Source organism: Paenisporosarcina sp. TG20 (assembly GCF_000286315.1).
Taxonomy (GTDB): Bacteria; Bacillota; Bacilli; order Bacillales_A; family Planococcaceae; genus Paenisporosarcina.
This window is the reverse complement of the sequence record NZ_ALJG01000307.1, coordinates 1-19,310: the sequence shown is the minus strand read 5'-3', so window position 1 is coordinate 19,310 and position 19,310 is coordinate 1. Positions and strand designations below refer to the sequence as shown.

16 protein-coding genes are annotated in these 19,310 nt (G+C 36.2%); 2 read left to right on the top strand and 14 right to left on the bottom strand.

Features of this window, described 5'->3' with window-relative positions; genetic code table 11:
- Positions 1-351: 351 nt before the first annotated feature.
- The 9 genes from B371_RS0111435 to B371_RS0111395 all read right to left on the bottom strand — a co-directional run bounded on the left by B371_RS0111435 (position 352) and on the right by B371_RS0111395 (position 13,176).
- Complete coding sequence (locus B371_RS0111435) at positions 352-1,065, bottom strand: S9 family peptidase (protein WP_019414456.1); 714 nt, start codon at positions 1,063-1,065, stop codon at positions 352-354.
- Positions 1,066-1,422: 357 nt separating this feature from the next.
- Positions 1,423-1,797: a YisL family protein gene (locus B371_RS0111430; protein WP_019414455.1), complete on the bottom strand. Its 375-nt coding sequence runs from the start codon at positions 1,795-1,797 to the stop codon at positions 1,423-1,425.
- A gap of 109 nt (positions 1,798-1,906) precedes the next feature.
- Positions 1,907-2,809: a fumarylacetoacetate hydrolase family protein gene (locus B371_RS0111425; RefSeq protein ID WP_019414454.1), complete on the bottom strand. Its 903-nt coding sequence runs from the start codon at positions 2,807-2,809 to the stop codon at positions 1,907-1,909.
- Between the two features lie 84 nt (positions 2,810-2,893).
- Positions 2,894-4,045, bottom strand: coding sequence for a DUF418 domain-containing protein (locus tag B371_RS0111420; RefSeq protein WP_019414453.1), 1,152 nt, complete (start codon positions 4,043-4,045; stop codon positions 2,894-2,896).
- Between the two features lie 3 nt (positions 4,046-4,048).
- A complete protein-coding gene (gene addA / locus B371_RS0111415; protein ID WP_019414452.1) occupies positions 4,049-7,765 on the bottom strand; it encodes a helicase-exonuclease AddAB subunit AddA in 3,717 nt (1,238 codons plus the stop codon).
- Complete coding sequence (gene addB, locus B371_RS0111410) at positions 7,749-11,246, bottom strand: helicase-exonuclease AddAB subunit AddB (protein ID WP_019414451.1); 3,498 nt, start codon at positions 11,244-11,246, stop codon at positions 7,749-7,751. Before addB ends, addA begins: the two co-directional genes overlap by 17 nt.
- 105 nt (positions 11,247-11,351) lie before the next feature.
- Positions 11,352-11,924 carry a signal peptidase I gene (gene lepB, locus B371_RS0111405; RefSeq protein WP_019414450.1) on the bottom strand — a complete coding sequence of 191 codons (573 nt, stop codon included), beginning with the start codon at positions 11,922-11,924 and terminating at the stop codon, positions 11,352-11,354.
- The gene (locus B371_RS0111400; RefSeq protein WP_019414449.1) at positions 11,921-12,556 is read right to left on the bottom strand and encodes a TVP38/TMEM64 family protein; all 636 of its coding nucleotides are present in this window, start codon (positions 12,554-12,556) and stop codon (positions 11,921-11,923) included. Before B371_RS0111400 ends, lepB begins: the two co-directional genes overlap by 4 nt.
- Before the next feature lie 56 nt (positions 12,557-12,612).
- The gene (locus tag B371_RS0111395; protein WP_237721532.1) at positions 12,613-13,176 is read right to left on the bottom strand and encodes a helix-turn-helix domain-containing protein; all 564 of its coding nucleotides are present in this window, start codon (positions 13,174-13,176) and stop codon (positions 12,613-12,615) included.
- A 73-nt stretch (positions 13,177-13,249) separates the two neighbouring features.
- Between B371_RS0111395 and B371_RS0111390 the strand changes: the two genes are divergently transcribed.
- Positions 13,250-13,948 carry an AzlC family ABC transporter permease gene (locus B371_RS0111390; protein WP_019414447.1) on the top strand — a complete coding sequence of 233 codons (699 nt, stop codon included), beginning with the start codon at positions 13,250-13,252 and terminating at the stop codon, positions 13,946-13,948.
- Complete coding sequence (locus B371_RS0111385) at positions 13,941-14,249, top strand: AzlD domain-containing protein (RefSeq protein ID WP_019414446.1); 309 nt, start codon at positions 13,941-13,943, stop codon at positions 14,247-14,249. The genes B371_RS0111390 and B371_RS0111385 overlap by 8 nt, the downstream gene beginning before the upstream one ends.
- Before the next feature lie 453 nt (positions 14,250-14,702).
- On the opposite strand, the gene B371_RS0111375 is transcribed toward B371_RS0111385, so the two are convergent.
- The 5 genes from B371_RS0111375 to B371_RS0111355 all read right to left on the bottom strand — a co-directional run bounded on the left by B371_RS0111375 (position 14,703) and on the right by B371_RS0111355 (position 18,941).
- Complete coding sequence (locus B371_RS0111375) at positions 14,703-14,939, bottom strand: CsbA family protein (RefSeq protein WP_019414444.1); 237 nt, start codon at positions 14,937-14,939, stop codon at positions 14,703-14,705.
- A 10-nt stretch (positions 14,940-14,949) separates the two neighbouring features.
- On the bottom strand, positions 14,950-16,122 hold the full coding sequence (locus B371_RS0111370; protein ID WP_019414443.1) for a PDZ domain-containing protein: 1,173 nt from the start codon (positions 16,120-16,122) through the stop codon (positions 14,950-14,952).
- Between the two features lie 74 nt (positions 16,123-16,196).
- On the bottom strand, positions 16,197-17,630 hold the full coding sequence (locus B371_RS0111365; protein WP_019414442.1) for a S41 family peptidase: 1,434 nt from the start codon (positions 17,628-17,630) through the stop codon (positions 16,197-16,199).
- A gap of 80 nt (positions 17,631-17,710) precedes the next feature.
- On the bottom strand, positions 17,711-18,289 hold the full coding sequence (locus B371_RS0111360; RefSeq protein ID WP_019414441.1) for a redoxin domain-containing protein: 579 nt from the start codon (positions 18,287-18,289) through the stop codon (positions 17,711-17,713).
- A complete protein-coding gene (locus B371_RS0111355) occupies positions 18,282-18,941 on the bottom strand; it encodes a hypothetical protein (RefSeq protein WP_019414440.1) in 660 nt (219 codons plus the stop codon). Before B371_RS0111355 ends, B371_RS0111360 begins: the two co-directional genes overlap by 8 nt.
- Positions 18,942-19,310: the final 369 nt, after the last annotated feature.

Below are 19,310 nucleotides of genomic sequence, written 5' to 3'. Positions count from 1 at the left end.
TATCTTGTAAAAAGAAAGTACACAAACCTATATAGGATGATTTTTTATGTGCAATCCAAATATTACTAAACAAGAATATATCACTGAACAAAATTCACTTCCACTGATATTAAATTTGCGTTTCTAAAAAAGGAAATCACACTTCACATTAATATAATTACCGAGAGTAACATCAAAGAAATACCGTTTTAGCATGTTAGTTTCCATGTACTAAAACACCATGAACACTGGATTCTTGGCATATCAATTTTATATACTGTTCAAAAAACCAACTAAGATTTTAATATGTCTATTTTAACTTGCTATTTTTTACATTAATTTTGATAAGATCTTTTCATGATGAGACATAAGTTAGTATTTCTTGTCTAACCATTGTTTTAAATTTTCAAGCATTTCTTCAGTAAAAGAGTGGTTAACATTTTTATATACAATAAAATCCACATCATAATTAGCATCACAATCAGTTAAATAGTTATAATAATCCCTCTGGCCTTCAATTGAAACAACAGAATCTTGTTCACCATGCATCAATAATACAGGTGAGTAACTTTTATTTTTGCCTATGGGATTATAAGCAGTTATTTTATTGATCTCTTCACTGGACAAATCTGGACGTTGATCAATTTCCCTGAAAATTTTTTCCGATAAAAGAAATGATCCCGAACCATTAATATTTATTAGTCCAGCAAATTTATTACCCTTTGAATATATTCCATTTGAGATAAAACCACCCATAGAGATACCCATAAGAATCACTTCTTCTTCCAAAACTCCTAATTCTTCAAAATAGAGTGTGGTTTCATCAATACTTCTATAAATTGTCTTCCAAAAGTATTCTTGAGTAACCTCTTTCAGAAAATGCTTTTCTAATTTATGTCTGCTATCATGATACATTATTTCTGGAACTATGACTCTAAAACCTAAAGATGAAAAATACTCAGCTATTTCAACGTAATTATTAACACTTGATCCCCATCCATGAAAGATGATAATCGTTTTGCCTCTACTTGATTGGCCCTGAGAATATATGTGATTTACAAATTTTTTTGATACGAATTTTTTCATTTTGTCTCACTTCCTCATTCTCTTCCTCTTTCTCTATTGACTAGTTTTAGAACTAATCATTTCCTTATATTAGACTTTAAATTAAAAACTTCTTAGTTCAACTACTATTGAAGTAAAGCGCGCCTAGTTCATTAAAATCTCAATAACAATTGCCCTTCTTTTTGTTTTAGTACTTGAACTATCAGAAAATCAAATTTTTGCTTTTGTATGACTTATTCTCTCGTTGACCAAATCAAAAAACTATTTTCCCCCATCGATTTTAAGGCAACTTATGTCGCACACCCACCTCGAGTAACCCTATAACATAGAATAAGCGTGAAGTGACGATGTCACTTCACGCTTATATTCACCTGAATTTTAAGCTAAAAAGTTAATGCCCATTGGTAATTTGAATCCTAAGAACATCGTGATGAACAAGAAGACAAACAATAGTATCCAAAACATTGTTGTTGGCTTTTGTTTTTTCATGCGAACCAATACCATTTCCATCATACCGATGACTAAAATACCACCAATTAACTTAAACCCATAAAGCATACCCATATCGAAGCTCATACCTTCAATGAATAATGCAATTCCTGTTATTATGATGAACACATAAAATAATCGTAACACCATATGTGTGATTTTCTGCCCTTTACTACCGTCTTTTAGAAAAACAGCAACTAAAAACAAAATAATACCAATAACCCATGTTGCAATGTGTAAGTTCGTGTTAGCTAAGAAATCCAAAATCGTCACCTCATCTATTTAATTAATCGATTCTATCGTATCATATCTTCTGTTCTTTAATCCGGTTTAATAGAAACAGGTTAATGAACATTTAAAGAATAGATCGTTTTTATTCAAATCGATTGACTAATGTGCCTATTCCTTCAATAGCAATTTTTACAGTATCACCTGTTGCTAAGAACTTAGGTGGCTTGAATCCTTTTCCAACCCCAGAAGGTGTTCCGGTCAAAATTACATCGCCAGGTTCGAGCGTTACTAGAGCAGAAATTTTAGCAATCAATTCCTCGACTGAGAAAATCATATCATTCGTATTTCCATTTTGACGTACTTCATTATTCACTTTTGTGACAATTGACAAACCTTGTGGGTCTGGCAATTCATCTTTAGTAACTATATAAGGTCCCATTGGACATGATCCCTTTAAACTTTTTCCTAAGAAATATTGTTGATGTTTGGTTTGCAAATCACGTGCTGTTAAATCGTTTGCAATTGTATAGCCAAATACATGATCATACGCTAACTTTTCTGGAACATTGTCGCCTCTTTTACTTATCACGACTGCTAATTCACCTTCATAGTCATATTCTGATGTGACGTTTGCATGAATTGATAATGTTTCTTCATCCGCAGCTATTGTTGTAGGTGATTTTGTGAACACCATTAAATTTTCTGGAGCTCCTGCTGAACCCATCTCTTTTGCGTGATCAGCATAGTTTTTACCAATGCCAAAAATATTTTTTGGCGTACGTGGAATTGGTGACAACCACTCTATACTCGTAAATGTTCGTTTATATTGATTAGGATCTTCAGACTTTGAAGCGGCCTCTGCAAGTAATCTCATTTGTTCAACAAAATCCATTCCTGCTGCAATTCCTTCAACTATTGTTTGAGGGAAAGAAGGTAATACTTGAAGTGACTCTTGTATTGATAACACATCCCAAACAGCTTCTTCTTTTTTAACTTTAGGACCAAATCTAACTAGTCCTTCAAAACGATAAGATAATATTTTCATTCTTTGACACTCCTTCTGGAAATCGGATTTGTTGTTTAATTCAGTTTACGACACTTCTCCATACTTTTCATATGTTTTTTTATTTTATTTACCATAAGTTGCTCTTTTCCAAATGATTTCGATAGGTCCCTGTTTAAATTTTGTAAACCACAACTCAGCAAAAATCATTTGAATAATAAAAATTCCTAAAGCCATTATGGTACCAGTCAATAAATCTACTTTGCCATAGTAGCCTAATCCGTATGAGTAGAAAACAGTGGTAGCAATAACCGACTGGGTTAAATACGTAGTAATCGACATTCTTCCTGTTTTCGCAATTGGGTTAAAAATGGTTCGGAATATCCTTAATTGACACATCAGCGTAATTACACCCGCATATCCAATAGCCACTAAAGGTCCACCAAATATATCTTGAACATAAATATAAAAAAAGTTTGGTTCCATCAGTACCGGCAAAGTTTTTATCGAATAACCGATTGCTAAGGTGACAACCGTAAGTACAATCCAAAAAGCTTTCTTTTGAGATGTGCGCTCAATTAAATTCCACTTTGCTGCTGCTGCACCGAGCAACATATAAGGAAAAATAGTAATCCCTATTAAGAATAAGTTTCCAGACTCAATATTTGCATAACTCCAGTCTGCTGCTCTTTGTATAAAAATATTAGTCCAAGAACCTGATGAAAATGCAATAATGGACGATTCAACTTTCTGTATCGCTGTATAAAATATTTCATTAGTAGTGCTAAGAAAATACATTAATAATCCCAATAGCAGATTAGGTATAATGTAAAGTGTTAGTGCAATGCTAAGTAGATACATGCGCGAAAGGCGTAACAAAAAGAGAACAATAAATCCACTAAGTGCATACGTAATTAATATATCACCAGACCAAACAAGAAAAGCATGTAATATTCCAATAATCAATAATACACATAATCTACGTAAACCTAGTCTAATAAATGAATTCCCTCGTTGTTGTGATTTTAGAAATTGTAATGTTAATCCATACCCAAACAACATGGCGAATAGTGGATAAACACTACCTTGTAGAGTGATATCAATCCAATTAAATGTATCAATATCCCCTAGATCTGTATACCAAGTATAGGGATTAATATAGTAATATGGTGTGTGAAATGCGAGCATATTTACAATGAATATCCCAAGTAGTGAGAAGCCGCGCATCATATCTATAGCAACGACACGTTCATGTAACTGAGTTGGCCTGAAATCCACAAATTAATCCTCCAATACAATTGTTTGATCAGTGTCAAACAAATATAATATTCTCTCTTTAATTGTAATAGATAAAATGCTCTCAATAGCTTGTTGATAGAGTGCTAATTGCAAGCCATAACGATGATGCATTTCACGTAAAATAGCTGCTTCCGTAATAAGTACATTCTTAATACGATCGGTCTTATAGTCTAGAAGGACCCATTCCCCATCATCCTCTTGGAATAGACAATCAGCAATTCCTTGTAAAATCTGATTGTCTCCATCCTCATCCTGTAATCCATAAGTAAAAGGAACTTCACGAAGAAAACGTGTTGCATTTCGTAAACGATTAGCAATGGAAGAGTGTAAAAAAGATTTTATTGAATCTACTTTAATTGCCTTTGTTTCATTTGTAGTAAGAAATTGTTTATCAGCCAGTTGTTGAATAAATGTAGTAATTACTTCTTTACTTGGATTCAAGTGGACATCTAAATGTTGCATAGCCGTATGCATGGCAGTTCCAATTTCAGCAGATGTCAGTTTCAGTTCTTCTTGTTGCAGAAATGCTGGTCGTTTATATACGCTTGATATCGCCTGTTGTACTTGTTTAGGTCTGAAAAATTCAGGTTGTTCTTCTTTCTCCAATTGATCAAGTCTCTTAAGTTCACTTACCGATTGTTTCGAACGTTTGGCAATAGCTCGCTGGTATGGATACATTGCATTAAAACGACGTTCTATTTCGTGTATCATTTTATTTGAAACATCTACTGGTTTAATCAATTCTGTTGATTTCGTTGGTACATCAGTTTCAATGATTTGACGTAAATCTTCTACATATATCGTCTCAAAAGACCACTGGGACGGATGTTGTATCACGTGTGTGTTTGTTGTTCCTTGCCAAGTTGCAAAGTCTTGATGCCTCGCGATTGCTGGTCCTATCCAATCCAAAAACCCTTTAGCTCGAGATCGTACATATTCCGGTAACATAGTGCCGCCTGAACTTGCGATATCTTGCCATTTACTAATTGATTTTTGTGCATCTTTCACAGTAGCAACAAGCATAAGTTTTTCTTTTGCACGAGTCATGGCAACATATAAGACACGCATTTCTTCTGATTTTAATTCAAGTTGTTTCTTTTCTTTCATCGCCAAAAAAGGCAGAGATGTGAATGAGATACGTTTTTCTGGATCAACTGCTTTTACAGCTAAGCCAAAATTTTGATCAAATAAATACAATTGGTTGAAATCCATTTGATTAAAATCCCGACCTAACCCTGCAATAAATACATACGGAAACTCAAGTCCTTTAGATGAATGAATGGTCATTAGTCGGACGACGTTTTCTTTCTCACTCATTGCACGTGCAGTTCCTAAATCATCTCCACGTTTTTTCATTCGGTCAATAAAGCGTAGAAAACGGAATAGCCCTCGGAAAGATGATTTTTCATAAGATAATGCACGGTCATGTAAAGCACGAAGATTTGCTTGACGTTGTTTTCCTCCCAACATTGCACCGACCATTTCGTAGTAATGGGTATCCATGTAAATTCGCCAAATTAAATCTGCGAGTGATCCTCTACGTGCTAAGTCACGCCACTCTTCGTAATGTAGAAAGAAGCGGTTAAGTTTTTCCGCTGTCTTAGGTGCAATTCCACTCCCACCTAAATGGACAAAATTTTTGAGCGCTTCATAAAATGGTTCTTTCGGTGCAGAAAGCCTGATATGTGAGAGTTCTGCTTCAGTTAAGCCCACAAATGGTGCACGAAGTACCGAAGCTAACGGGATATCTTGGTAAGGGTTATCGACAATGCGCAGCGTATTCAACATAATCATTACTTCTAGTGCATCAAAATAACCTTTTGATAGGTTCGCATATAAAGGAATACCGGCTTTCTTAAATTCCTCAGTTAAATCTGCAGACCATGTCATTGATCTCATAAGAATGACAATATCACGGAATTCAAGTGGTCGTTCATTTTTCGTCCAAGCATCTACTACCATTGTTTTTTGATCCATTAATGAACGAATTTTTCCGATAATATAGCGAGCTTCCCACTGTGATTTCTTTAAGTCTTCTAGTTCTTGTATTTCTTCATTCACTTCTGATTCTTCATCGCCCGCGCCTTCTTCATCGTGTTGTGAGAGAATTGTGAGCTCAACTGCAGACTCTGTCTCAGGATAGGGTGCCCCAGGTTTTAAAGCAGCAGCTTCATCATAGTCAATTTCTCCAACACGCTTACCCATGATTTGAGAAAAGATAAAGTTTGTAGCATGCAAAACTTCAGGACGACTTCTGAAATTGGCATTTAAATCTATTTTGACACCTGTATTTGAAGGTTCTGTTGTAAACGTCAAATATTTCGCTAAGAAAAGCATGGGTTCTGCTAAACGAAAACGATATATCGATTGTTTTACGTCTCCCACCATAAACATATTGCCGTTTTCTACTGTTCCAGTTTTGACAATTTGTAAAATCGTTTCTTGTAACCTGTTTGTATCTTGATATTCATCTACCAACACTTCTTTGAATTGCCCCATAATATCTTGTGCAATGCTTGAAGGGTTGAGTTGACCATTTTCTTCTTTAGTAAAAATTTGTAAAGCGAAATGTTCTAAATCCGAGAAATCAACTAAACCCCGTTCATTTTTGGCAGTACGATAATGTTCCCCATAAGACAGGGTCAACTCAACTAGCGTCTTAAGCATGGGATGCATGAGTCTCATTTCTTGCAATAATCTCGCTGGTGTTCGTGTGAAATAGGAATCTTTCAGTCCATTCACTCGTTTTTTTAGTTGATCTCGTTTGTCTTTCGCTTTTTGAATGAGATGTTCGTCAAATGTGTCTTTAGGTATACGCGCAGCAGTGGCAAATTTTAATGCTTGAAAATATTCAAAGGTAGATTGCCACGTTTCTGTTGAGATACGTCTTATCGCTTCAGCAATCAAAAGTTGATCTTGCTCTACCGTCGTCCCATAAGGAGCTGGTCCTGCTGGTTGTAAGGCAAACTGACGTATTTCTTCTGTCATGCTATAAGCTTCTTCAAGAACATGTTGAATGGTTAACTTTAGTGTATCCATAAATGGCAGGTCATCAATTTGCATATCTTCCGGAACATCATAACTTTCTGGAATCGCCAGTAACCACTTTTTGGGTTCTGGATGCACACTTGCAGCGCTATATAATTTATCAATCAACGTTTCAATCAGTTGATCATCGCGATCTGTAGTGAAACTATCTACTAATTGGTACATCGCTTCTGGATTTTCTGCTTTATATGCCATTTCTAACACTTCTGCTATTACATCATCCCTAATAAGTGCTGCTTCTGCCTCGTTTGCAAGTCGAAATCCTGGGTCTATATCAAGAACGTACGCGTATTGTTTTACTATAGATAGACAAAAAGAATGAAGAGTTGAAATTTGGGCTTTATTTAGCAAACTCAACTGCCTTCTTAAATGATTTGATGTTGGATCTATTGCCAACGCTTTTTCCAGAGCTTCCGCCATTCGGTGGCGCATTTCTGCTGCAGAAGCATTAGTAAAAGTAACAACCAATAACTCGTCTACATCGATTGGGTTGGTTTGGCGCATCATTTTTTGTATTAGGCGCTCAATAAGTACAGCTGTTTTCCCTGACCCTGCAGCGGCTGATACGAGAACGTCACGTCCCTCAGCAAAAATGGCTCGCCATTGAGCGTCCGTCCAAGTAACACCTTGTGGTTTAGTCGGTATCAACATGTGGCGTGACCTCCTCTTTTATTTTTTGTGTAATTTCTTCTGGTGTGCCAGTTATTAGGTTACGGTATTGTTGATCTGGGTCAGTCGGATCAAATTGGCATACACTGCGGAAATTACAATAGTCACAAGCTGTTTTATCTTTGATTCGATAAGGCGACACACTTGTTTCACCCGCAAGCATCCCGTCGCCAGCTTGTTGATGTTTAGTTCGTACAAAAGTTCGTAAGTTTGCCAAATCTTGAGGAGACACGACTTTTGAGAATGATTTAGAAATAGAACCATCTTTATTAATACGGGCAGGGATTACTTTAGAAGTTCCACTGATTTCTGTATCCATTTCATTTAAAACGCTAGCATCGTCTATTAATAAGCCTCGCATCTTATATTTCTTAAACACTTCTTCTTCGATATCCATATCAGAAAGTTCTTTTGCTAATTTTAACATTGGATTATGAACGTGAACATACAACACACCAGCAGGTTCGGCTTCTTGTCCTAACCAAATTCCGGAATTAGTAACAGCAACGTCCAAATACGTCAGCATTTGCAGAGATATACCATGGTATACATCGTTTAAATCAAGCGCTTTAGCAGAAGATTTATAATCAACAATCCGTATGAATGGTTTCCCTTCGATAACTGCAGCATCCACACGATCGATACGTCCTCTCATGTTCATGGCATGTCCATTTTTAAGTGGAATTTCTAAAGTTGGTAATTCTTCTCCTGGTCCAAATCCCGCTTCTATCGCAATTGGTGCAAATGTTGAGACACTGGCATGATCACGCAAAGTAGTCATTGTCCGTTGCAATATTTGAACGAGTTTTCGCTGAATATAGGTATATCTCTTTGAACTTTGCAAAATTTGATTTACGAAATGAGGTGAAATGGCATCAACAGCTTGTCTAGCTAAGTCCCAAGCTTGAGTGGTTGTTAGTCGAGCCCAAGTAAGGTTTAAACGCTTCGTTTCGTCAGCAATCCATTTTAAAGCCGCGTGGAACAAGTCCCCAATCGCTGGAGCTTCGAGTATATATTCACCGCGCTCTTCTAAACGCAATCCATATGTTGCAAAGTGTGCAAAAGGACAACTATAGTACTTTTCAACACGCGAGACACTTGAAGTAAATGAATCACCATATAATGATTTTGTCGTTTCTTGATCTAAATTTTGTGCTTTAATAGGGTTTGAAATTGGTCGAATGACAAGTTCGTATATACTTTGCCAAATCGGATCGTTCTCATAATAGGAAGCCACAGCTAACCATTCTTCTTCAAGTTTCCCATCATTTATTTCTGCTTGCTTTAGTTTCGTTGCTAGGTACGACATTGTTGCACGTGGATGTTGGATATAATGATTTGTGCTTCCCTTTAATATAGCCGGATCAATTACTGCTAGCTCCACTTCAATTTGCGGTAAAAGTTGATGCAATCTCTTAATGTAAGTTGATGGAAGTAAGGCTTTACCTTCTTCATCAGCCACAGCGTATGACACAAAAAGCTTTTCTGAAGCTGTTGTCAGCGCACGATATGCCATATATGTTTCATCCATTAAACGCATTTTAGAGGTAGGGGCAAGTTCAAATCCAATTTGCATAAACCATTCTCGCTCTGTATCTGAAAGTAAACCTTCTTGTTCAACTCGTTTTGGAAAAACACCGTCATTTACTCCTACAACAAATGCTGCTCGAATATTAGACAAACGGGATAAATCAACGGTTGCTACTGTTACTTGATCAATAGAGGGAGGTATTCGGGAAAACTCCAGTGAGTCAAACCCTTCATCAAGTAGACGAAGACTTTCTTTAGCTGTTAATTTTTCATCACCAAACATCAGTACAAATTGATCTAAGACATCTGTCCACTGTACCCAAGCTTGGTCATGTTCAGTAGCAAGTAAGAGTTGACCTTGATCATTTTCATCGTCTTTTAACACTTGCAACTTCTCGAATACTTGTAACCCTTCCATCAACTCAAATAGAGCTTGAGCTATCTCTCTACCCGTTTCACTACTTTCGATCTTTTTAGCAAACTCTTGAAGTGGCGTAAACACGTGTTCTCTAACAGCTATAATGTCCGACTGAATAGCGCGTTCTTCATCGGTTTGCGCTTTTGAGTGAAATTCGAGTCCTCTATATTTCTTAACATGCCAACGTTTTTCATCTGTCCAGCGTTCTCCGTATATCCCTTGTGAGATCACAAAATTCTCTAAGCGATCAGCACGTTCACGCCATGTTTGTCTACTTGAGTTAAGCGGAAAAAATAAATCCGTCTTAATTGCTCTAAACATGGGTTCGTATTGGTAATCACTTAACACCGCTTCAAATGCAGAACGACTTAATTCAATCAAAGGATGATGAAGCATTGATTTTTTACGGTTGATAAATACTGGTATATCGTATTGTGCGAAAGTAGTTTCAATTAGTTCATCATAAACCTCAGGTTGGCGGTAAAGAATTGCTATATCCTGGTAACGCATTTGCTCATCGCGCACGAGACGTCTAATCTGCCTTGCCACAGCATGAATTTCTGCTCGACGACTATCCGCTTCAATCACATTCACATTCATCTGTCGTTGGTTATCTAAAATTGGAGCGGGATACGTATGTATATTTGCTTCTAGATGTTTAATTTCATTGTTCATAAATCGCTTATTTTCGCTTAAATGAATAGACTGTTCAATTTCAATGGACCCTTCACGTGCCATTTCTTTTAATCTCTCAGCAGTTTTAGCAGCACCATGAAATAACGATTGGTCGTCTGTTAAATCTGTAGATTCGTTTTCTAGTGGAAGAGAAATCGTTACCCTTTTTGCGTGCTTCATTAACTCGCCTAATATTTCAAACTCCCTCGTCGTCATGGTGACAAAGCCATCCACATAAATATCTGCCTCTGCAAGTAACAAAGAGTCTTTTATCTGCTTTGACAACAATGTATAATATCCTTCACTATCAATGTAAGAATCACCTAGACGTTCTTCTAGTGCGAACAGTAAAACAGACAAATCATGAGCCTTATCTTGCAATGTGCGAGGGGCATCTACTTGTTGAAGCGATTCTCCAAGTGAATACAAAGTGTCGCCATCAAGACAGTATCTCGTAAACTCTTTTAATAACATTTCCATCTGATCCGTAAAGCCGCGTTTATTAGCTGCTAGTTTAAAGAGGGAAAACTCTTCTTTATGTGTTTCCAATAGTCTTCGAATTAACATGCGATAGCCAAATCCACTTATCTCCTGTCGGCTAATTCCACCGGTTTCTTGTAGAACACGCCAAGCAAGTCGTTTAAAAGTCGTAACTTGTGTTCGAATAATCCCCTGGCCCTGGGTCGATAATGCAGATTCAGTTGAAAACGACATCTGATCAGGGACCACAAAGAAAATAGGTGTACCGAGTGGATCTTTTGTCGATGATTCGCAAACTTCATGCCTCATTAATTCAGATTTCCCTACACCCGCTCGTCCCGTTATCAATCGTAATGACACATGAATACCTCCTTTATACCACTATTTATATACTTCCTTTATCAATATAAAAATCCCGATAATATTCCTACCTCTATTGTACATAACAACTGTGAGAGGTGGAAATTATTCGGGATTTTTACCTGTAAAATTAATAGTTGCTGTTTCTAGAGGCCAGTACATAGCTACTACTTCTCCAACGATGGTTTCTCTTTTTATAAACTCAAAATAACGACTATCTAAACTATGTCGACGATTATCACCGAGAACAAAGTATGAATCTGGTGGAACTTGAATATTCCCTGTTAACGATTCAAGTGTAAAGTTTTCCGTCAAACGATCATCAGGGTGTTGATAAGCCCCATAGGATATCAAATATGGTTCTTCAACCCTTTTTTTATTTATAAAAAGTTCATCATTCACATAAGAAATCACGTCACCTGGAATTCCTATTACCCGTTTCACATAATCTTCATTTTCATCTTTATGAAATACCAAAACGTCTAAACGATCAATGTCACCAATTATATAAGATATTTTGCTAACTAATACTTTATCCCCATTCTTAAGAATAGGCTCCATCGATTGACCGGAGACCGAATAATTCGTTACAAAAAATGATTTAATAACGATGATAATAGTTAGTCCTATAACAATCGCCTTTACCCATTCCCATGATTCTTGTTTCAATACATTCAAAAATCGGACTCCTTCCCCCGTTGTTGTTCTTGAATACCACGATAGTTTTCTTCAACTCTAGCGTTTAACCTTAATTCAATTTGTTTTCCAATGAACCATAGCAACACAATAACTGCTAAAACAATAGCTGTTCGGATAGGTTGTGTAATAAGTGCTCTAATATCATAACCAATGAAACTTATGGTTAATATCATCACAAATTTCCCGGCAAGTAACGCCCATAAATATGTATTTTTTTTCATGTTAGATAAACCCGCTACAATATTAACTAAAGCTGATGGTGAAAATGGAAAACATAACAATAAAAACAGTGGACCAAACCCATTATTTTCAATCCAAATAATTAATTTTTGTACGCGTTCATGTTTAACCATGAAACCAAGAAACCGTGCACGTCCATATTTCCGTATAACTAGAAAGAATAAATATGAACCAACTGTAGTTCCAGCCCATGATAATAAAAAACCTATCCATAAACCATATGCGCTAGCATTCGCAAAAACAAATACAAATAGAGGTAAAAACGGTAAAAATGCTTCTAAAAAAGGTAATAAAAATCCGATTATCGGTCCTAGTGAACGATAGTCTCTAGTCAGTTCTAGTAAATTTTCAGCAGTTAACCAATCAAACATGTTCCTCATCCTTAAAAAACAATATTATAAAACAGTTTCCCCTAGACATGTTCTCATCAAACAATTTGATAGTGAATAATAAGATGCATTACAGTCATCGTTCCATGAGAATTCTCGTATCGGTGGACCTGATTTCCTGAAAACACCAATGTATCTCCTTTTTCTAGACTTACTTCTTCAGTTGCAAGAATCAATTTCATTGAACCTTCTACAATCGTTAAAGATTCTTCAACTCCATCCATATGTGGAACACTTTCGTATGAACACAGTGGATCCATCTCGATTCTGTAAAATTCCCATCCACGTTCCGGATCATAAGGAATAATGGAAAATACACGATAGCGGCCTTCATCTTCTGTTAAGAATGGAATTTCTGAAGATGAAATCTTATTGACAATTGATTTCGGTGGTTGCAGAAGTGAAGAAAAACTGATTTTAAGTCCATCTGCAATCTTCCATATGGTCGAAACAGTGGGATTTGACTCCCCTTTTTCCATTTGTGCAAGCTGCGCTTTACTGACATCTGTCAACTTCGCAATATCGTCTAAACTCATTCCACGATGATGTCGAATTTTTTTTAATTGAATGCCTATGTTTCGTCTAATTTGCTCCACAGTCATCACCTCGTATTGTTTAATTTAATACACAGATATATAATATATTATACAACAATAAAGAAAGTGAGTTTTGAAAATGACATTTACGAACGGTATACGAGCCGGATTAAGCATTGCCATCGGTTATTTTCCTATCGCTCTTACCTTTGGCTTACTTGCTAAAACAACTGGCTTGTCTATGTGGGAAGCAGTTGCCATGAGCATGTTCGTTTTTGCAGGTGCTGCACAATACATATCCTTAACATTAATTTCTACGGGCGTTGACCCTATTCTAATCGTTTTAAACACATTTGTCGTCAATATCCGTCACTTCTTAATGACGGCTTCTCTCAATGAAAAGATGCAACCAGATGCGCGATGGAAAAAAGCAATCTATGCCTTTGGAGTAACAGATGAAACCTTCTCAGTGTTGGCAACAAAAAAAGAGAATAATATTAAGACCCCATTTGCATTCGGAGTCATGATTATTTCTTATGGTAGTTGGGTGTCTTTTACAGCCCTTGGTCATGTAATCGGTGCAAACTTACCTGCGTTTCTCCAAGCAGCTATGTCAATTGCTTTATATGCCATGTTTGTCGGTTTGCTAGTACCTTCGATGAAGGGGAATCGAAAAGTAGTGTTGCTGGCCTTATTTGGGGCAATTATTCATAGTGTTTTGTATTGGAGCGGCCTACTGTCAACAGGGTGGGCGATTTTAGTGGCAACATTAGGCTCAGCTATATTGGTTGAAATACTATATGTCCGCATTAGGAAAGGTGTGAAGCATAGTGGATAGTTGGTATTGGTGGATGATTCTTGGTATGGCAATTGTTACTTATATTCCCCGTGCTTTCCCGTTAACATTTTTAGAAGGCCGTGAAATCCCTCCAATCGTTAGTGGCGTATTAAGAAACATTCCATTTGCTGTATTAGGTGCTTTAATATTTCCTGCCATATTATTTGTACAAGCAGGCAATTTATTATTTGGCTTTATTGGTGCTATTGCAGCCTTTGCACTAGCGTTTGCTGGCGCGAATGTAATCGTTGTTGTTATGGGGTCAATTGCAGTATTAGCGGTTTATAGTTTAATTTTTTGAGGAGGTTCGTCCATCTCTGTGTGCAGCCATTATACATATAGTACTTAGAATTTAATGGATGTGAGAATGGACACTGACTTCATGACAAGCATACGACTGAAGATACTATTTCGGACTCTTTTTTCTTTATCCATGGTGTGGAATATTTTTTACTTTTTGTCATTCTGCTTAAGAAATTAGGCTACGCTTGATCATCTAGAAGTATATTTTTTATATTCCAACCTTGGAGCGTGATTTTTCCAACTTGGCTCCCCATTTTTCCAACTTGAACACCAAATTTTCCAATTGAGCAATCGCTCATCCAAATTCTTTGTTTAAAATCCTCCAATCAACATGGCTACTGAAATAGATTGCTGTCCATAACCAATTCAAGATAGTAAAAAGATTAATACTTTCATATAAATTCAAAAAACGCCTTTACACCAAAGTGTAAAGGCGTGCTAATTAATTTTCTTACCCTTTTCCCCGCTTCATCATGCGAGTAGCATACCAAAACCCAATTGTTAAGGATATAGCATCTATAATGTACAACTGCCATGTATGTGTATATCCTGCATAAATAGATGCTGTAATTAGTGCAACCGTTAAAATTAACGCAACTATATGAGAAAAAGTAATTCGTGTAAATAATATAACAAGCAAACCTGGTATAAATAATGCAAAAATGATTTTAGTAGCCATAGATTCCATATATGTTCTCCTATCTTACGACCAATAAGCCAAGACGATGGTGGTCGTGATGATAAATAACATGTTGGCGTAACCTTAATTCCCCTCGATGATCAAGTATCTCAAGACGACAATGCGCTGCGTTTATTTGAATCGCTTCATACAATTCTTGCTCATTGGAAACAATTTGTCCATTTACTTTACGAATACATTCCCCAATTACAAGTCCCATTTTTTCAGCTGGTGATTCTGGCAAAACTCCAGCAATCATTACACCTGATTTATGAGGAGTAACAGCGTAATTTCCTTGACGTTCTTTTATTACAAAGTAAACCCAAACTCCAATGCGTGCGAAAGCACCAAGAATTAAACTAACTACAGCCATGAACGGCAACCAAAAAGCAACTATTGAAATTACAACAATAGCGATTCCAATAGTCATGACGTAATTTCCTACTTTCGGAAATAAATTAATTGGAAGTGAGCGTCGTGCTTTTTGTTGAAATCCTATAATGATAGGAAATAATACTAGACCAAATGATTCACTGCCAAATGTAAATTGTGGCCAATATGGATAAAATACTGGTATTACATCACTAGGAACAATTACAAAGATAGGAATCATCCATAATCGTTTCGTTAGATAGCTAACAACTGTTAAACCTCGCGAAGTTTTTTCTAAAACGGGTGACGCTGATTCAGCACCGGTTTTACGTATAAGCAACCCCTCAATAATTACAGTTGCACCGATAATTAATGCTATCGGCAGAGACAAGCTAATCCAGTTCATTTCCCCTACCCATTCGAAGGTAAAAATTGAAAAAGTGAAATTTGTTTCAAAACCTATCCATAAAACACCGATAGCAATTGCTCCTGCTATAACTGGTGAACCTAGTTGATACATGAAAAGTAAGACTAGAAGGATGCTAATAGTACTATACGTTACAATCCAATCCACAGTAAATGTTAGACCAATTCCAACACTTAGTATTGACAATATGAGTGCATAGATCCATATGTCTGCGAACATTCTCTTCGCTTCTGTCCATCCCCAGAGGATACGTGTTCGAAAAGAACGTCGTTCCCTTTTAACTCGTACATATCCAAGGACTACAGCGAAAAGAATAGAAATATAAAACAATGGGTTAATAAATAATTTACCTAATCCCTTTAGCAGTTCTAAACCTACTTCTTGCCAAATCATACGAACACCACCCAACGGTTCATGCATTTCTTTTCATTGTAACAAACCGGGGATAGAATGCGTACATGTTTTTTCTACTTTTTAATAGAATGGATTAGATAACCTAAAGAAACTTGATATTGTTCATCATGCTTCTTACTAGTTTTATAAGTTAAGATTGTATCTCTAATCGATTTAAAAAAAGGTTGATCCATATTTGCATCAGTCACTAATTTCTTTTCTTTTTTGAAAGTCAAGACAGCTTTTGCTGTATCTTCATCGAAATATCCGTCAACTCTTGAAATAGAAAACCCGAGTGCTTTTAAAACCTTTTGACTATAAATAATATCTGTATGAAAATCTCCAACTTGATAAGAACCGCTTGTTGGAAATGGTTCAAGTTGATAAAGTTCACTTGCTTCAACTTTTAAATCAGCTTCAATCCCTGTACCATGAATCCATTGTTGCTTGGGTGTTAACCATTTATGTGAAGATAATTTCATTTCTCCACCATTGTTTAGTGCCCAGGTTTCTTGAACAGTTCCTTTGCCAAAGCTTTTGCCTCCTGCTATAAGTGCTCTTTGGCTAGTTTTTAAAGCACCACTTAAGACTTCACTTGCAGAAGCACTTCCCTCATTTTGTAATAAGACAATGGGAATTGTATGCATCTCTTTTAAATAATTATCTTCCTCTGTTACTGTTGTTGTTAGTGGTTCGAGTACTCCTTTAGAATCTTGCATGTAAGCATAGATTTGTTCGTTTTTAAACATTGTACTAATGACTTGTTCAACACTATGTAAATAGCCTCCAGGATTACCACGAACATCAATTAATAAACCTTCAATTCCTTGTTGTATTAGTGTCCGAGTTTGCTTTTCCCATTCTTCAGCTGTTTTTTCACCAAATACTGAGATACTCACATAGCCAATTGCAATATCATCCTTTTCGACTCGTTCACTTGTAACAGTTTGTATTTGTAGTGGAGATCTCGTCATTTTTAATTCCACGTGTCGATCTTCTGTTTCTCTAAATACAGTCAGAGAAACATTTGTTCCTTTTTCCCCTTTTATCGCAGTAAGTAATTCAAGTAAACTTTTTCCGACTACCCGCTCCCCATCTACCTGTACAATTTCATCATAAGGCTTAACTCCTGCTTTTTCAGCAGGTGATGATTTCATTGGAGTGATAACAATAAAACGGCCTTTATTTTCAACAATTTCTAAGCCAATTCCAACGCGTTCGTCCGCCAATGAATCGCGGTGGGATTTTGCCTCTTCTTTAGTCATGTACTTACTATAAGGATCTTCAAGTGTTTCAGCCATTCCCCTTAGAGCACCTTCGATCAGTAATTCCCCTTTTATCGGATGTACTGAACTAGACAAAATCCGGTCATATGCTTCATCAATTGGTGCCATTTGACTAACAGTAGGACTTTTTACTTCTTCCTTTTTAAAAGGAGCCCAAAAAACAACTAAACCCAGAACCAAAATAACTAAAAAACCAAATAAAAAAAACTGGCTTCTTTTCAAATAATATCGCCCCCTACTTTCTTCGTTTTATTGTATGATTTAGTAGGCGGCTATACGACAAAAGGGAGCCAGATTTCCAATTAATCTAAATTACTTATAAAGTTTTTCATCATTTTTTCATCCATAGGTCCTAGGATTTTATTTTGAATACGACCTTCTGTGTCAACCATGTAAGAAGTAGGAATAGTGATAGTTTGATACATTTGTCCAACCGAACCATCTACGTCCATAGGAATCGGAAAAGTTAATCCATAGTCCTGAACGAAACTCTTCACACCAGTAATACCATTATCAAGATTCGTCAGGTTTACTGCTAGTATTTCAACATTTTCCTCCTCTGCATAATTTTCATAGTAATTTTGCATGTGAGGCATCTCAGCTTTACAAGGTGCACACCATGTTGCCCAAAAATTAATAATAACTTTTTTTCCCTTTAATTCAGAAAGTTGAACCTTTTCTCCATCAAGGGTCTTTAACTCGAAATCCGGAGACATATCGCCTTTATTTAACCCTTCTACTGATGCAACTTCTGCCAAATCAACACCAAGCTGTTGAATTGAAATTGATTCCTCATTTTCAACATTTTTCTTTACTATTCCAGCAATAACAATGCTAATCATGGCAGCGATTAGTATTAACCCAAACATTTTCTTATTCATAGTTTCCCTCCGTATATTCATGTTGTGAATTCGTTGCAAAGTAGACCATTACTGCTGCAATCACGAACAACCCTGTAATAAATAGCGGGGTTTGAACGATCCCCTCTGGTTGTATCACTGCTACAAAAATATGTGCACATAAGAACAAAATGATTAATTGAATACGCCAAACGCTTGATTCTGCTACTTTTAGCCAACTCAGTATTGTAATTCCTAAAAATATAACTACTGTAATGATTTTTTGCCAAAGAGCGGCTTCGTTCAATAATACCATCAAAAATTGGTACAAAGATTGGACCATTACCAATGCAATTATCATGGCAACAAGTTCACTTACTGGCCAACCCTTTTTCTTAAATTGATATAACAATCGGGCTAAGGCGACAAGTAAGCCTAAATATAAACCTATATTCCCTCCGTTAAAATAAAGAATTGACAATGGTGAGTTTAGAATCATTTTAAAATCAGTAATGATGACACTTAATTTCCAAACTAACAAAACAAGGATCACAGCATCTGAAAACCATACTTCTGTTGTTTTTCCAAATTTGCGCCACAAAACGAGCCCTGTAATAAGTATGGCCAACAGAACAGCTATCCATGATGACGGAACTGTTAACGACTTTATTATAAACCATTCGGTAACAGGCATGCTTTTCAACTCCTTATAAATTTTCCACATACCTTATATCGTTTAATACTTTACCTTACTTTACTTTAACAAACATGAAATTTGCTTCATTTCTTTGGGAGAAGAATATTGACCAATGTTATTCAATGGGAGCTACTTTTATCTTTTAACTGAAGGAACATCATGTAACTAGATTTTTGATCTAGTTATGATTTCTGTTTGATTGATTAACAGCACACTTTAAGCGATCAGTTTTTCATAATTGAAAAACTCAAATAAACGTCTCATTAAAACAAATTAGTTCGCTATTGATAACAAGACTATCTCACTTCCTAAAGTAGAAAGTACCTATTTTAACTTTCTACTTATAAAGAAAAACCGGGTAAGTGC

What these genes read in the sequence shown, in the direction of transcription:
- B371_RS0111435 (WP_019414456.1), bottom strand. Translation starts at nt 1,065, where the DNA reads ATGAAAAAATTCGTATCAAAAAAATTTGTAAATCACATATATTCTCAG.
- B371_RS0111425 (WP_019414454.1), bottom strand. Translation starts at nt 2,809, where the DNA reads ATGAAAATATTATCTTATCGTTTTGAAGGACTAGTTAGATTTGGTCCT.
- addA (WP_019414452.1), bottom strand. Translation starts at nt 7,765, where the DNA reads ATGTTGATACCGACTAAACCACAAGGTGTTACTTGGACGGACGCTCAA.
- B371_RS0111400 (WP_019414449.1), bottom strand. Translation starts at nt 12,556, where the DNA reads ATGTTTGATTGGTTAACTGCTGAAAATTTACTAGAACTGACTAGAGAC.
- B371_RS0111395 (WP_237721532.1), bottom strand. Translation starts at nt 13,176, where the DNA reads ATGACTGTGGAGCAAATTAGACGAAACATAGGCATTCAATTAAAAAAA.
- B371_RS0111390 (WP_019414447.1), top strand. Translation starts at nt 13,250, where the DNA reads ATGACATTTACGAACGGTATACGAGCCGGATTAAGCATTGCCATCGGT.
- B371_RS0111375 (WP_019414444.1), bottom strand. Translation starts at nt 14,939, where the DNA reads ATGGAATCTATGGCTACTAAAATCATTTTTGCATTATTTATACCAGGT.
- B371_RS0111370 (WP_019414443.1), bottom strand. Translation starts at nt 16,122, where the DNA reads ATGATTTGGCAAGAAGTAGGTTTAGAACTGCTAAAGGGATTAGGTAAA.
- B371_RS0111360 (WP_019414441.1), bottom strand. Translation starts at nt 18,289, where the DNA reads ATGAATAAGAAAATGTTTGGGTTAATACTAATCGCTGCCATGATTAGC.
- B371_RS0111355 (WP_019414440.1), bottom strand. Translation starts at nt 18,941, where the DNA reads ATGCCTGTTACCGAATGGTTTATAATAAAGTCGTTAACAGTTCCGTCA.